Below are 15210 nucleotides of genomic sequence, written 5' to 3'. Positions count from 1 at the left end.
TCAAAAGTCCTTGCAAAGACGCAGCGCGTCGTAGATCGCGCCGTGGATGTTGTGCATGGAGATGCAGTCGCCGACACGAAACAGCAGGAAGCGGCCATTGCCGAGTTCTTCCGACAGCGAGGGCTGCGGCTCGGACGCGAAGAGCTTGTGCACGTCGGTTTGTCCGCGATTGACCGACTCGGGCTTGAGCTTCCAGTAGAGTTCGTCGTTGGGCGTGCTGCCGTTCTCGATCACCACCTGATCGACCGCGCGCTCCTCCTGCTCTTCCGTGTACTCGTTGCGAAGCACGGCGATCTTCTTGCCGTCTTCCTCGTACACCTTGTCGAGCCAGTAGTTCGGCGTGTGGACCACGCCTTGCGCATAGAGGCGTCGATAGAAAATCGGGAACGTCGTGCCGCCGACGTCGTCCGCGACCTTCACGTCCGGCGTCACGATCTCGACATTCGATCCCCGGCTCGACATGTAGTCCGCGACGCCCGCGCCGGCATGCGTGCTGACGCCGTCGTAGACGAGCACGTTCTTGCCCGGCTCGACCTTGCCCGAGAGCACGTCCCACGCACTCACGGCGAGCCCTTCCTCCACGCCCCACGCGGGAACGTGCTGCGTGAACGCCGAGCCGCCCGTCGCCAGCACGACGATGTCCGGCTTCTCGGCCATGATCGTCTTGTCGTCGGCGGCGACGCCCAGACGTCGATCGACGCCGAGGCGCCTCGTCTCCATGTCGAACCAGCGCACGATGCCCGCCATCTGCTCGCGCTGCGGCGCCTTCGCGGCGATCATGATCTGGCCGCCGACGTAATCGTTCTTCTCGAACAGCACGACGTCGTGTCCGCGCGACTTCGCCACGCGCGCCGCTTCCAGTCCGGCCGGACCCGCGCCGACCACGACCACCTTGCGCTTGGGTCCGCGCGTCTTTTCGATCACATGCGGCATCGTCGCTTCGCGCGAGGTCGCGGCGTTCTGCACGCACAGCACGTCGAGCCCGTTGTACTGGCGGTCGATGCAATAGTTCGCGCCGACACACTGCTTGATTTCATCTTCGCGGCCATCGCGAATCTTGATGACCATGTGCGGATCGGCGATCTGCGCGCGCGTCATGCCGACCAGATCGATCATGCCGCTCGCGAGCAGACGCTCCGCCTGACCCGCATCGCGGATGCTCTGCGCATGCATCACCGGCAGCTTCACGACCGACTTGATGCCGGCCGCGAGATGCACGAACGGCTCGGGTGGCAGCGCCATCGGCGGCATGCAATTCGCGAGCGTATTGTGAGTGTCCGCGCCCGATCCAATCACGCCGACGTAGTCGATCAAGCCCGACTCCGACATCGCCTGCGCAATCTCCTTCAACTGTTCGTGATCGAGGCCGTCTTCGTGGAATTCGTCGCCGCACATGCGCAGGCCGACGCAGAAGTCCGCGCCCACCGCTTCGCGCACCGCCTTCAATACTTCCGTGCCGAAGCGCAGGCGGTTTTCGAGCGAGCCGCCCCATTCGTCGGTGCGAAAGTTCGTGCGCGGGCTCCAGAACTGGTCGATCAGATGCTGGTGCGCCGCCGAAATCTCGATGCCATCCATGCCCGCATCCTTCACGCGCTTCGCGGCAGCCGCGAAGTCCGCGATGATGCGGCGAATCTCTTCCACTTCGATGATCTTCGCGTTGCCGCGATGTACCGGCTCACGCACGCCCGAGGGCGACATCAGATGCGGCCAGCTCTCGCCATGCCACGCCGAGCGGCGGCCCATGTGCGTCGCCTGGATCATGATCTTCGCGCCGTGGCGATGCATCGCTTCGGCAAGACGCGCAAGCGGATCGATGATCTTGTCGGTCGAGAGATTGACCGACTTCCACCAGCCTTGCGGACTGTCGATCGAAACCGGGCTCGACCCGCCGCATACGGCCAGACCCACGCCGCCCTTCGCCTTCTCTTCGTAGTAGCGGATATAGCGGTCGCCCGGCAGACCGCCCGGCTCCGCATAGACCTCCGCGTGAGCCGTGCTGACGATGCGATTGCGCAGGGTCAGCTTGTTCAGCGTGAGAGGCTTGAAAAGGTTCGGGTAACGCATCGCGATCGACCTCGGAATGATTGTGCGTAGATGCTCAGGCGGCCAGCGGCGACACTTCGAACACGCAGTGATCGTGTCCTTCGGCGGCGCATTGCGTTTCGATGGAATGCGAGCGCGGACCTTGCTTCGCTTCGGGCGCGGCCGTGTCGTTCACCCAGTCCATCGCGCCCGCAAACCAGCCTGCGAACATGTAGCAAAGCTTGCCTTCCTTGCCCGGCTGCGCGAGCACGAACGACGAGTTGTGCAGCTCGATGCGCGCACGCGATGTCGAAGGATCGGATTCGGTGATCGTAAAGAGGCCCCAGCCGCGTTGCGACAGGCGCTTCAGATAGTGTTCGAATACAGCCATGCCGCTGATGCCGTGCTTCTCGGCTTCCTTGGCGCACCAGTGATACGCGGACTTGTACCCCGCCTTGTAGAGGATCTCGGCGTAGGCATCGCGGCCGAGCGCTTCTTCCACCGCCGTGTGGTTGTTCGTGAAGAAGTGGCGCGGCACGTAGAGCATCGGCAGCGCGTCGGTGGTCCAGACGCCGGTATTGGGATCGACGTCGATGGGCAGTTGAGGTTGCATCGTGAGGTTCCTTTTTATAAGCGTCGATCAGACGTTCCAGACTTCGCCGAACACACGCATCCAGTTCTCGCCCATGACTTTCTTGATGCGCGACTCGCTCCAGCCCGCGCGTTCCATCGCGGCGGTCAGGTTTGGGAATTCGCCGATCGTGCGAATGCCTTCGGGATTCACGACCTTGCCGAAGTTCGTCAGGCGGCGATAGCGGCCCTTGTCGTGCGTGATCCAGTCGAAGAACTCGGTGGAGTAGCCTTGCGTGAAATCCGTGCCGATGCCCACTTTGTCTTCGCCGATCAGATCGACCACGTATTCGATCGCTTCGAGATAATCGTCGACGTTGGCTTCGGCGCCGCGCTTCAGGAACGGCGCGAACATCGTCACGCCGACGAAGCCGTTGGCGTCGGCGATCTCCTTGAGTTGTTCATCGCTCTTGTTGCGCGGATGTTCCTTCAGGCCCGACGGGCAGCAGTGCGAATACGTGACCGTCTTCTTCGAGCAGGCGATCGCATCGGAAGACGTCTTGGCGCCGACGTGCGAGAGATCGACCAGAATGCCGACGCGGTTCATCTCCTGAATCACTTCGCGGCCATAGCCCGACAAGCCGCCGTCCGCTTCATAGCAGCCGGTGCCGACGAGGTTCTGCGTGTTGTAGCAAAGCTGTACCACGTTCACGCCGAGTTCCTTGAACACTTCGATGTAGCCGAGGTTGTCCTCGAACGCATACGAGTTCTGGAAGCCGAAGATGATGCCGGTCTTGTTTTCCTTCTTCGCGCGCAGGATGTCGTCGGTCGTGCGCACGAGCGTCAGGATCTCGCTGTATTCGCGGATCTGCTGCTTCATTTCCGCGATGTTGTCGATGGTCTTCTGGAAGTCTTCCCACACCGACACCGTGCAGTTGACAGCGGTGACGCCACCCTTTCGCATGTCCTCGAACACCGAGCGCTCGAACTTCGAGATGTTCAGTCCGTCGATGATGATGCTGTTTTCGTGCAGGTTGCTCATCTGAATGCTCCAGGCGTTCTCAGTAGATGGGGAAGCGTTCGCACAGCGCGAAGATCTTGCGGCGCACGCGCTGTTCGGTGGCGGCATGACCTTCCGGGCTGTCGCGCAACGAATCGAACACTTCTACGATCAGGCGTCCGATCTCGCGAAACTCGTGGACGCCGAAGCCGCGCGTCGTGCCCGCCGGCGTGCCGAGGCGAATGCCCGAGGTGACGGTCGGCTTCTCGGTATCGAACGGAATGCCGTTCTTGTTGCAGGTGATGCCCGCGCGCTCCAGCGCGTGCTCGACCTGGTTGCCCTTCAGGCCCTTCGGACGCAGGTCGACGAGCAGCAGATGGTTGTCGGTGCCGCCCGTCACGAGATCGACGCCGCCTTGCTTGAGCACATCACCGAGCGCCTGTGCGTTGGCGAGCACGTTGTCTATGTAGGTCTTGAAGTCCGGCCGCAGCGCTTCGCCGAACGCAACGGCCTTGCCCGCGATCACGTGCATCAGCGGGCCGCCTTGCAGGCCGGGAAAGACGGCGGAGTTGATCTTCTTCGCGATGTCTTCGTCGTTGGTCAACACGAAGCCGCCGCGCGGGCCGCGCAAGGTCTTGTGCGTCGTGGACGTCACGACGTGCGCATGATCGACCGGATTGTCGTGGCGGCCCGCCGCAATGATGCCGGCGATGTGCGCCATGTCGACCATGAGCTTGGCGCCGACGTTGTCCGCGATCGAACGCAGGCGCGCGAAGTCGAGCTCGCGCGGATACGCGGAGAAACCCGCGATCAGGAGCGACGGCTTGTGCTGTTGTGCCAGTTCCTCGATCTGTTCGTAGTCGATCAGCATCGACTCGCGATTCACGCCGTACTGGACCGCGTTGAACCACTTGCCCGAGAGCGCGGGCTTCGCGCCGTGCGTCAGGTGGCCGCCCGCGTCGAGCGACATGCCGAGCACCGTGTCCCCCGGCTTGGCGAGCGCGAGCATGACGGCGCCGTTGGCTTGCGCGCCGGAATGCGGCTGCACGTTCGCGAACTTCGCGTTGAAGAGCCGCTTGATGCGCTCGATGGCGAGCGCTTCGATTTCGTCGACGAATTCGCAGCCGCCGTAATAGCGCTTGCCCGGATAGCCTTCGGCATACTTGTTGGTCAGCACCGAACCCTGTGCTTCGAGCACCGCGCGCGACACGATGTTTTCCGACGCGATCAGTTCGACTTGCGATTGCTGGCGCTCGAGTTCTTTCAGTACGGCGCCGCGCACGAGGGCATCGCGCGTCGCCAGCGACTCTTCGAAGAAAGGATTCGGATTCGACATGTAGGGTCCGTGGATCAAGGAATTGGAACGGTTCCGAGGCGCCGCGGCCTAGCCCGGCGGGCCGTCCGTTACTGCGCTTCGATGCGTCTATTCTTGTCTCATGCCCGTCGTGTCAATTTACGAATTCAGACGCGTTCTTGGCCTTTTCCGACATGCACGTCCTTTTTCGACAAGTGGCGTCGCGCGATTTGAGGTAGCGGGTTTGCGCATTGCACTGCCGTGAAGCGCGGATGCCCGCGCGGCGGCCGTCTCAACCCGTTTGCGGTGCGACCTTAGCGCCGCCGTGGGGCACGGCCACGCCTCGCTCAGGGTTTAGCCTTATGGCATGGTAGTTGCACAAGAAATCAAAATGAATAAGCCGTCGCTCCCCACGCCGGCCTCAAACTACAGATTCCAAGGAATCACGGCTCCCATGTCCCCCGATCGCACGGCGTCGCTGTCGCACTTCGCATTCATGCCGCTTCCCAACTTCACGATGATCGCGTTCACCAACGCCATCGAAGTGTTGCGCATGGCGAACTATCTGACGGGACAGCCGCTTTACCGCTGGTCGATCGTCAGTCCCGATGGCGGACCCGTCACGGCGAGCAATGGTTTGTCGGTCGATACGGGACCGGTCGAATGCGTCGGGCAGCCGGACATAGTGTTCGTGGTCGGCGGCATCGACGTGCAGCGCGAGACCACGCCGGCGCATCTTGCAGCGCTGCGTCGCTTCGCGCGGCTAGGCAGTGTGCTTGGTAGCCTTTGCACCGGAACGTATGCGCTCGCGCGCGCCGGTCTGCTTGCGGGCTATGCGTGCGCGATCCATTGGGAGAACATGTCCGCGCTCAAGGAAGAGTTTCCGGACACGCGCTTTCTTAAGGAACTGTTCGTCGTCGATCGGGATCGTGTGACGTGTACCGGCGGCGTCGCGCCGCTCGACATGATGCTGAACCTGATTGCCGCGCGTGTCGGCACCGCGCGCGTGACGCAGATCGCGGAGCAGTTCATCGTCGAGCATGTGCGGGATACGAGCGCGCAGCAGCGCATGCCGCTCGTGGCGCGATTGGGATCGGCGAACAAGTCGCTCTTCGAGGTGATCTCGCTAATGGAGAACAACATCGAAGAGCCTTTGTCGCGCGAAGAACTCGCGCGGCTTGCGGGGATGTCGCAGAGGCAGTTGCAGCGGATCTTTCGCGAGCATCTCGGCATGACGCCGACGCATTACTATCTGATGTTAAGGCTGAGACGCGCGCGGGAGTTGCTGCTCCAGACCGATATGTCGATCATGCACATCACGATGGCTTGCGGATTCCAGTCCGCGTGTCACTTTTCCAAGAGCTATCGCGATGCGTTTGGGACGGCGCCCACGCGGGAGCGGCGCAAGCAGGTGCCATCGCTTGCCGTGGTGCCGGCGATGGTGGCTTGAGGCTAGGGCTGCGAGGCTAACGTCCAAGCGGTCCGCTACGATCCCTTCCCCGGCGCCTGCACGCGCGCCTTCCACTGTCCGCCTTTGCCGCGCCAGAACCTCACCGCCGACCCGACGGTCGCGCTCACGTAGAAGAGCGCGACAAGCGGCAAAACCGGCGCCCACAACAACGAGCGACGGTAGTACCGCAACATCGGCGCATACGCGATGCACATCAGCGCCCACGCCGCGCACGCCGGCCACGCCCGAGGCCCGAGCCACAACGCCAGCACCGGCGGCACGATATAGATCAGCACCATCCCCAGCACGGTCCCCGCGAGCAGCCACGGCGAATACCGCAACTGCGTGAACGCCGTGCGCGCAATCATGTTCCAGATCTGGCGCCAGTCGTCGTAGGGACGCAGCGACGCGCTGCGCTCCGCCAGATCCAGCCGGATCGGGCGCGTCTCGTCGCGTCCGTCGCGATGCTTCAGGCGCGCGGCGAGACTGCAATCGTCGATCAGTTCCGCACGGATCGATTCGATCCCGCCCGCCGCTTCCAGCGCGTCGCGCCGCACCATCATGCAGCCACCCGCGGCACCCGCCGTCGGCTTCTTCACGTCGCTCACCCAGGAAAACGGATACAGCTTCGCGAAGAAAAAAACGAACGCCGGAATCAGCGCCTTCTCCCACGGCGAATCGCAACGCAGCCGCACCATCAGCGACACCAGATCGCGGTCTTCGAGAATCGCCCGCGCGACGAGCTGCGTCGCGGCCTCGGCGGGATGATGGATGTCGGCGTCGGTGAGAAGCAGGAACTCCGCGGGCAGGCCGAGCTTTCCGATCGCCCCGATACCCTGCGACTGCGCCCACACCTTGCCCGACCAGCCGGCCGGCAACGGCGCGGCCGTCAGCACCGTCAGCCGGTCTTCGAGGCCAAGTTCGTGGGCGGCGGACTGCGCGGCGTCCGCGGTGCCGTCGGTGCTGTGGTCATCGACGACGACCACGTGAAACGACCCCGCGTAGTCCTGCTTGAGCAGCGAGCCGACGGCACGCCCGATCACGTCCGCTTCGTTGCGCGCCGGCACCACGGCGACGAGCGCGGGCCACGCGCCGTGCCGCGCGATCTCCGCATTCCCGACGGCGTGCAACGTGGTGTCCGAGAGCGGCGCGGCGGGCTGCACGCGCCAGAACCCGCCGCGCGCGAACACGAGCACGAGCCAGATGAGAAACGACAGCCAGGCGATCAGTAACATGAATGAATGAGCCTTCGGAAAATGCGCTTGCGCGCAACGGCGGCGACGTGGCTGAACACAGGGCGCGGCAGCCGAAAACACCATCCGCATTCGGCCGGAATCGCCAGAATCGACGCGCAGGAGTAAGACGAAAACCGGTCAGCGCCGGAACGCCGGACAGTTTACTGGGTTCTACGATTCGCAGTAATTGATCTATTTCGCGGCTCGCCGCGTCATAAGCGCGTAACAAGCATCCAAAAAGCGAACGCGTTAGAATACGCGGTCAACTTCGACGCGAAGTTTGAAAGAATTGTTCCTTTATTACCGATCGTCTTCGTGAGTCCGTCAGCCGCCCGACTCGTCGGACGAGACGGACTCGAATGGCCGCGCGCACCTGCGCCGGCTCACCCGAAACCCGCGCCAGTCGGAGTTCGCCCGAATATGCGTATCATCCTTGCTCAGCCCCGCGGCTTTTGTGCGGGCGTGGTCCGTGCGATCGAGATCGTCGATCGGGCGCTCGAACGGCATGGCGCGCCCGTCTACGTGCGCCACGAGATCGTTCACAACCGCCACGTCGTCGACAATCTGCGGAACAAAGGCGCACGATTCGTCGAGGAACTCGACGAAGTGCCGCACGGCGCGGTCGCGATCTTCAGCGCGCACGGCGTCGCGCAGGCCGTCGAAGCCGATGCGCAGGCGCGCGGTCTCGACGTGCTCGACGCCACCTGTCCGCTCGTGACGAAAGTCCACGTTCAGGGGCGCCAGTATGTGTCGCAAGGCCGCACGCTGATCCTGATCGGCCACGCGGGGCACCCGGAAGTCGAAGGCACGATCGGCCAGATTCCCGGCAAGGTCGTGCTGGTGCAAAGCGAAGCCGAAGTCGCCACGCTCGACTTGCCTGTCGACACGCCCTGCGCCTACGTCACGCAAACCACGCTCTCGGTGGACGACACGCGCGGCATCATCGACGCGTTGCAGCGCCGCTTCACCGATATCGTCGGCCCGGACACGCGCGACATCTGCTACGCGACGCAAAACCGCCAGGCCGCCGTGCGCGAGCTGTCGACCCAAGTAGACGTGCTGCTCGTGGTCGGGGCCACCAATAGTTCCAACTCGAATCGTCTGCGGGAGATCGGTGCCGAGAGCGGCGTGCCGAGCTATCTCGTCGCGGACGGTACGGAAGTGAAGCCGGGCTGGTTTGCGAACGCGCAGACCGTCGGCATAACCGCGGGCGCTTCGGCGCCCGAGGAAATGGTCAACCATGTCATCGACGCCTTGCGCGCGCTCGGTCACGTCGACGTATCGACGATGAGCGGCCGCGAAGAAAAGGTCGAATTCAAACTCCCCGCGAAACTGACGCAACCGCTTGCCGCGGTCGATGCGACGGCCGCGCGCGACGATTAAGGAGCACCCAATTGTCTATTCCGATGCTGCAGAAAGTCCGGGTTGGCGCGTACATCGCGCGTCAGCATTTCATGCGCAACAAGCGTTATCCGCTCGCGCTGATGCTCGAACCGCTGTTCCGCTGCAATCTCGCCTGCAACGGCTGCGGCAAGATCGACTATCCGGACCCGATCCTGAATCAGCGTCTGTCGCTGGAAGAATGCCTCGGTGCCGTCGATGAATGCGGCGCGCCGGTCGTGTCGATCGCGGGCGGCGAACCGCTCCTGCACAAGGAAATGCCGCAGGTCGTGAAGGGCATCATCGCGCGCAAGAAGTTCGTGTATCTCTGCACGAACGCGCTCTTGATGGAAAAGAAGATGGACGACTACGAGCCGAGCCCGTACTTCGTGTGGTCCGTCCACCTCGACGGCGACCGCGAGACGCACGACCATTCGGTCTCGCAGGACGGCGTGTACGAAAAGGCCGTGAAAGCGATCAAGGAAGCGAAGCGCCGCGGCTTTCGCGTGAACATCAACTGCACGCTCTTCAACGATGCGAACCCGGAACGCGTCGCCGCGTTCTTCGACACGCTCGGGCCGATGGGCGTCGACGGCATCACGGTGTCGCCGGGCTACGCCTACGAGCGCGCGCCGGACCAGCAGCACTTCCTGAACCGCGACAAGACGAAGACGCTCTTCCGCGAAATCTTCAAGCGCGGCAACAACGGCAAGAACTGGTCGTTCAGCCAGTCGGGCATGTTCCTCGACTTCCTCGCGGGCAACCAGACGTACCAATGCACGCCGTGGGGCAACCCGGCGCGCACGGTGTTCGGCTGGCAGCGTCCGTGCTATCTGCTCGGCGAAGGGTATGCGAAGACCTTCAAGGAACTGATGGAAACCACGGAGTGGGAAAAGTACGGCACGGGCAACTACGAGAAGTGCGCGGACTGCATGGTCCACAGCGGTTTCGAAGCGACGGCGGTGATGGATACCGTGGCGCATCCGCTGAAGGCGCTCGGCGTGTCGCTGCGTGGCCCGCGCACGCAAGGCGCCTACGCGAAGGACCTGCCGATCGACAAGCAGCGTCCGGCGGAATTCGTGTTCTCGAAGCACGTCGAGATCAAGCTGGAAGAGATCGGCCGCGCGAGCAAGAACAAGGGCGCGAAGCAGACGGCGACGGCGCACTGAGCGTCGTCACCATGCGATGAGTTCGCGGGCAGAAGAGGTCGCCGTAACCGGCGGCTTCATCTGCCCGTTGGTTTTGGTGTCGCGGATCGACGCATGCGACGCTTTCGTTTTGGTGCTTTTTGTCGATGCGTCCGGGTGCGAGGCGCCGACCGATGTACGATTCGCGGCTCTTCGACAGGATGCACGGGAAGTCATGGCTCAATTCAACATACTGATCAACCTCGGCAAGGCCGATCTCGACGACTACTCGCTGCTCGGCAGGACGTTGCGCAAGCTCGGATTCAGCGAGACGAAGGCCGCGCAGGTGGGCGGCGACTTCCGCCTGTTGCCGGCGAGCTATCGGTATTCGAGCGAGGTCGAAGACATGACCGCCGTGCGCGACAAGGCGCTCAGGTCGGCGAAGAGCGTGTCGGCGAAGGCGGTGGTGCTGGTGTCGGAGGTTTGAGGCGCTGCCCTTCGCACCGCGGATAAAAAAAGCGCGACGGCTTTCGCCGTCGCGCTTTTTTATTCCAGACGCGGATAGCTATTGCCTCAGCAACACTTCCCCGCTCCCGACCCATACCGCGCTTCCTGTCTCTCGCGGAAAAATTCCTCGTAGGTCATCACGGGCCGGTCCGGGTGCGTCGCCTGCATGTGCGACACGTAGGTGTCGTAGTCGGGCAAGCCCACCATCAGACGCATTGCCTGCCCGAGATACCGTCCTGCCTGTCGAAGATCGGTGAACATGGTGTTCTCCTGTCGATGTCGATGCCGCGCCGTCAATGTCCCGAGCGGATCGCGGCGCCCGTCGGCGTGCCGGCGGGGATCGCTTCGAACGGCGTTTCGCGCACGGTCGGACGCGTTTCGCGACGCGCGCGCATCACCGCCATCACACCATACACCACGATCGCCACCACCACGAAGATGAACAGCCCGGCGAGCGCCGCGTCGATGTAGTCGTTGAAGATGACCTGCTTCATCTGATCCAGCGACTTCGCCGGTGCGACGATCTTGCCTGCGTCGAGCGCCTCGTTCAGCTTCGACGCATGCGCGAGGAAGCCGACCTTCGGGTTCGGATGGAAGATCTTCTGCCAGCCGGCCGTCATCGTGCAGATGAGCAGCCACACCGTCGGCACGACCGTCACCCACGCGTAACGCTCGCGCTTCATCTTGAACAGCACGACCGTGCCGAGCGTCAGCGCAATGCCCGCGAGCATCTGGTTCGAGATGCCGAAGAGCGGCCACAGCGTATTGATGCCGCCGAGCGGATCGACCACGCCCTGATACAGGAAGTAGCCCCAGGCCGCGACGCACAACGCCGTCGCGATCAGATTCGCTGGCAGCGACTCCGTGCGGCGCAGCGCCGGGTTGAACGTGCCGAGCAGGTCTTGCAGCATGAAGCGGCCGGCGCGCGTGCCGGCGTCGACCGCCGTCAGGATGAAGAGCGCCTCGAACAGAATCGCGAAGTGGTACCAGAACGCCATCATCGCCGGACCGCCGATCACCTGATGCAGGATCTGCGCCATGCCGACCGCCAGCGTCGGCGCGCCGCCCGCACGCGCGACGATCGTCGTCTCGCCGACCGCCTTCGCCGTCGACGTCAGCATGTCGGGCGTGAGCATGAAGCCCCAGCCGGTCACCGTCTGCGCGACGGCTTCGGGGGTCGTGCCGAGCACGGCCGCCGGGCTGTTCATCGCGAAGTAGATGCCCGGCTCGATCACCGAAGCGGCCACCAGCGCCATGATCGCGACGAACGATTCCATCAGCATCGCGCCGTAGCCGATGAAGCGCATGTTGACTTCGTTGTCGATCAGCTTGGGCGTCGTGCCCGACGAGATCAGCGCGTGGAAGCCCGACACCGCGCCGCACGCGATCGTGATGAAAAGGAACGGGAACAGGCTGCCCGCCCAGACCGGGCCGGTGCCGTCGACGAATTTCGTGAACTGCGGCATCTTCAGTTCCGGCGCGACGATCAGAATGCCGATCGCAAGGCCGAGAATCGTGCCGATCTTGAGGAACGTCGAGAGGTAATCGCGCGGCGCGAGCAGCAGCCACACCGGCAGCACCGAAGCGACGAAACCGTAGCCGATCAGAATCCACGTCAGTTGCGTGCCGGTGAACGTAAAGAACGGCGCGAGCGTCGCCGATTCCGCCACGTGCTGGCCGTACACGATCGCGAACATCAGGCCGAAGAAGCCGATGATCGACACCTCGCCGATCCGTCCCGGCCGGATATAGCGCGTGTAGATGCCCATGAAGATCGCGATTGGAATGGTCGCGGCGACGGTGAACGTGCCCCACGGCGAACCGGTCAGCGCCTTCACGACGATCAGCGCGAGCACCGCGAGAATGATCACCATGATGAGGAACGCGCCGAACAACGCGATCACGCCGGGCACAAGGCCCAGTTCCATCTTGACGAGGTCGCCGAGCGAACGGCCGTCGCGGCGCGTCGAGATGAAGAGCACGACGAAATCCTGCACCGCGCCCGCGAACACGACGCCCGCGAGAATCCAGAGCATGCCGGGCGTGTAGCCCATCTGCGCGGCCAGCACCGGCCCGACGAGCGGCCCCGCGCCGGCAATCGCCGCGAAGTGGTGGCCGAACAGAACGTATTTGTTGGTCGGAACGTAGTCGAGGCCGTCGTTGTGGCGCACGGCCGGCGTCATGCGCAGGCCGTCGAGTTGCAGGACCTTGCTGGCGATGAAGCGGGAATAGAAGCGGTAAGCGATCAGATACACGCAGACCGCGGCGATCACGACCCAGAGCGCGCTGATGCGCTCCCCGTGCGCGAGCGCAATGGTGCCGAAAGAGAACGCGCCGAGCAGCGCGATCGCGATCCAGACCAGGAATCCGGAAGCCCGATTCATGGTGTCTCCTGTCTTTTAGTTTGAAGTACCCGCCGTATCCGATTGACAAAGCGGACGTAGTGCGCCAATGGCGCCATGGGCGTGTAGTATTCGCCTTCGCCGCGGCCCTTACAAGCGGACAACTACGTAAGTCAACTACGTAAAATTACGTAGGAAGACGGAACGCGCCGTCCATCAAGCTCGACATGAATCTCAAAGCCAAGATCTTTCTGCTCGCGATCGTGCCGTTCGCGCTCGCGATCGGCGGCATCCAGTATGGCGTGCGCCAGCAAGCCACGACCCTCGCGCAGTCGCAACACGCGACAATGCAGTCCGCGTACATGTCGAGCAAGGAAATCGAATTGCGGCATTACGTGGAGATCGCGAAGAGCGCGATCGCGCCGTTCTACGACGCGCCCGCCGGCACGCCCGCCGAAGAAGAACGGCGCCAGAAGCAGGCGCTCGACGCGCTGCAGCAACTCGATTTCGGCGCCGACGGCTATTTTTTCGCGTACACGATGCACGGGACTTCGCTGATGCATCCACGCCAGCCGGATCTGGTCGGCCGCGATCTGTGGGAAATGCGCGATCCGGCGGGCGCGCTCACCATCCAGAAGCTCGTCACCGAAGCGTCGCGCGGCGGCGGCTACGTGCGCTACGTGTGGCGCCGGCCGTCGACGGGCAAGCTCGCGCCGAAGCTCGGCTATGTCGTGCCGCTCGAACGCTGGGGCTGGATGATCGGCACGGGCATTTATCTGGAGGATGTCGAGACGACGCTCGCGCGCATCGACGAGCAAGCGGCCGCGCATATCGAGCGCACCGTGATGTGGATTTTCACGATCGCGCTGGCGGCGCTCGGCGTGATCGCGGCGTGCGGCGCGGTGCTCAACATCAGCGAGCATCGAAGCGCCGACGCCAAGTTGAAGCGCCTCGCACGGCAGGTGGTCGATTCGCAGGAACAGGAACGCGCGCGCCTTTCGCGCGAACTGCACGACGGCATCAGCCAGATGCTGGTGTCGGTGAAATTGCTGCTGGAGTCGGCGCTCGCGCGCTTCGAGAACGGCGAAACGCGCGTGCCCGCCGCCGAAGCCGCGCTCTCCACCAGCCTCGGCCGCCTCGCCGACACGCTGCGCGAGGTGCGTCAAATCTCGCACGCGCTGCGCCCCGCGATGCTCGACGACCTCGGTCTCGCCGCCGCGCTCCAGCAGCTCGCTCGCGAACTCGGCGAACAGGGCGCGCTCGACGTGCGCTTCGAATCGGTGACGCACACGCCCGCGAGCGCGGCGCCCGCGTTGCCCGATGCAGTCAACACGGTGCTGTTTCGCATCGCGCAGGAAGCGCTCACGAACATCGTCCGGCACGCAAGGGCGACGCGCGCCCTGCTCACGCTCGACCTCGCGCCGGACGCGGTCACGCTCACGATCGCGGACAATGGCGAAGGATTCGACGTCGACGCCGCGCTCGTCGATCCGAAGAGCGGCGTCGGCCTGCGCAACATGCGCGAGCGGCTCGATGCGCTCGGCGCGACGCTATCGATCGCGTCGCAGCTCGGGCGCACGGTGATCGCCGCGAAGGTGCCGCTGCCGCTCGCCGTTCCCACCCTGCAAGGATTGACCGATGACCACTGATCCCGCGCGCCTCGTGCTGATCGACGACCATCCGCTCGTGCGCGACGGCCTCCGCGCCCGGCTGGAAGCGGCGCCGCATCTTACCGTGATCGGCGAGGCGGGCAACGCGGCCGAGGCGCTCGCGCTCGCCGCCGACGAAGCCAATCCGCCCGATCTCGCGCTAATGGACGTCGGCATGGCGGGGATGAGCGGAATCGAACTGGCGGCGCTGTTTCACGAGCGTTTTCCGGCGATTCGCGTGCTGATGCTGTCGATGCACGACAACGCGGAATACGTGACGCAAGCGGTGCGGGCGGGCGCGAGCGGCTATGTGCTGAAGGATTCGCCGGCGACCGAAATCCTCCAGGCGATCGACGCCGTGCTCGCCGGCAAAACCTTCTTCAGCGCGGGCCTCGCGATGCGGATGATCCAGGCGCGCTACGCCGAGACGCCGCTCGAACGCCTGACGCCGCGCGAGCGCGACATTCTTGATGCGCTCGCCGAAGGGTTGTCGAGCAAGCAGATTGCGCAGCAGCATGGGTTGTCGGTGCGCACGGTGGAAACGCACCGGTTGAACCTGAAGCGCAAGCTCGACATCGACGGTCAGGCGGAACTGATCAAGTTCGCGGTGGAACACCGCCGCACCTGAACGCCG

At 63.9% G+C, this 15210-nt stretch carries 13 protein-coding genes; 6 read left to right on the top strand and 7 right to left on the bottom strand.

Annotated elements, in window-relative coordinates; all coding sequences use genetic code 11:
- Genes QCE48_RS27980 through QCE48_RS27965 form a run of 4 tightly spaced genes read right to left on the bottom strand, consistent with a single transcriptional unit; the run spans position 1 to position 4928 of the window.
- The gene (locus QCE48_RS27980; protein ID WP_309781761.1) at positions 1 to 2064 is read right to left on the bottom strand and encodes an NADH:flavin oxidoreductase; all 2064 of its coding nucleotides are present in this window, start codon (positions 2062 to 2064) and stop codon (positions 1 to 3) included.
- A 34-nt stretch (positions 2065 to 2098) separates the two neighbouring features.
- A complete protein-coding gene (locus tag QCE48_RS27975; RefSeq protein ID WP_309781760.1) occupies positions 2099 to 2635 on the bottom strand; it encodes a DUF5943 domain-containing protein in 537 nt (178 codons plus the stop codon).
- Between the two features lie 27 nt (positions 2636 to 2662).
- Positions 2663 to 3634 carry a dipeptidase gene (locus tag QCE48_RS27970; RefSeq protein ID WP_309781759.1) on the bottom strand — a complete coding sequence of 324 codons (972 nt, stop codon included), beginning with the start codon at positions 3632 to 3634 and terminating at the stop codon, positions 2663 to 2665.
- Between the two features lie 19 nt (positions 3635 to 3653).
- A complete protein-coding gene (locus QCE48_RS27965; protein ID WP_309781758.1) occupies positions 3654 to 4928 on the bottom strand; it encodes a serine hydroxymethyltransferase in 1275 nt (424 codons plus the stop codon).
- A 412-nt stretch (positions 4929 to 5340) separates the two neighbouring features.
- Here QCE48_RS27965 and QCE48_RS27960 point away from each other — a divergent pair, with 412 nt between their 5' ends.
- A complete protein-coding gene (locus tag QCE48_RS27960; RefSeq protein ID WP_309781757.1) occupies positions 5341 to 6336 on the top strand; it encodes a GlxA family transcriptional regulator in 996 nt (331 codons plus the stop codon).
- Between the two features lie 35 nt (positions 6337 to 6371).
- Here the strand turns inward: QCE48_RS27960 and QCE48_RS27955 are convergent, their stop codons facing one another.
- Entirely contained in the window at positions 6372 to 7571 is a 1200-nt protein-coding gene (locus QCE48_RS27955) for a glycosyltransferase (protein ID WP_309781755.1), read from the bottom strand.
- A 420-nt stretch (positions 7572 to 7991) separates the two neighbouring features.
- Between QCE48_RS27955 and ispH the strand changes: the two genes are divergently transcribed.
- From ispH to QCE48_RS27940, 3 genes are all read left to right on the top strand, one after another.
- Positions 7992 to 8954 (top strand): 4-hydroxy-3-methylbut-2-enyl diphosphate reductase, encoded by a 963-nt coding sequence (ispH, locus tag QCE48_RS27950; RefSeq protein ID WP_309781754.1) that lies wholly within the window; start codon positions 7992 to 7994, stop codon positions 8952 to 8954.
- An 11-nt stretch (positions 8955 to 8965) separates the two neighbouring features.
- The gene (gene hpnH, locus QCE48_RS27945) at positions 8966 to 10120 is read left to right on the top strand and encodes an adenosyl-hopene transferase HpnH (protein WP_309781751.1); all 1155 of its coding nucleotides are present in this window, start codon (positions 8966 to 8968) and stop codon (positions 10118 to 10120) included.
- 193 nt (positions 10121 to 10313) lie between these two features.
- A complete protein-coding gene (locus tag QCE48_RS27940; protein WP_062637576.1) occupies positions 10314 to 10565 on the top strand; it encodes a hypothetical protein in 252 nt (83 codons plus the stop codon).
- A gap of 86 nt (positions 10566 to 10651) precedes the next feature.
- On the opposite strand, the gene QCE48_RS27935 is transcribed toward QCE48_RS27940, so the two are convergent.
- Both QCE48_RS27935 and QCE48_RS27930 read right to left on the bottom strand, forming a co-directional pair.
- Positions 10652 to 10846 carry a YbdD/YjiX family protein gene (locus QCE48_RS27935; RefSeq protein ID WP_309781746.1) on the bottom strand — a complete coding sequence of 65 codons (195 nt, stop codon included), beginning with the start codon at positions 10844 to 10846 and terminating at the stop codon, positions 10652 to 10654.
- A gap of 32 nt (positions 10847 to 10878) precedes the next feature.
- Positions 10879 to 12969 (bottom strand): carbon starvation CstA family protein, encoded by a 2091-nt coding sequence (locus QCE48_RS27930; protein WP_309781744.1) that lies wholly within the window; start codon positions 12967 to 12969, stop codon positions 10879 to 10881.
- A gap of 185 nt (positions 12970 to 13154) precedes the next feature.
- Here QCE48_RS27930 and QCE48_RS27925 point away from each other — a divergent pair, with 185 nt between their 5' ends.
- Both QCE48_RS27925 and QCE48_RS27920 read left to right on the top strand, forming a co-directional pair.
- A complete protein-coding gene (locus QCE48_RS27925; RefSeq protein WP_309781742.1) occupies positions 13155 to 14576 on the top strand; it encodes a cache domain-containing protein in 1422 nt (473 codons plus the stop codon).
- Complete coding sequence (locus QCE48_RS27920) at positions 14566 to 15204, top strand: response regulator transcription factor (protein WP_309781741.1); 639 nt, start codon at positions 14566 to 14568, stop codon at positions 15202 to 15204. Before QCE48_RS27925 ends, QCE48_RS27920 begins: the two co-directional genes overlap by 11 nt.
- Positions 15205 to 15210: the final 6 nt, after the last annotated feature.

It is taken from the genome of Caballeronia sp. LZ024 (assembly GCF_031451455.1).
Taxonomy (GTDB): Bacteria; Pseudomonadota; Gammaproteobacteria; order Burkholderiales; family Burkholderiaceae; genus Caballeronia; species Caballeronia telluris.
Note: the sequence above shows the minus strand (reverse complement) of the source record. Positions and strands in the feature narration are given on the sequence as shown.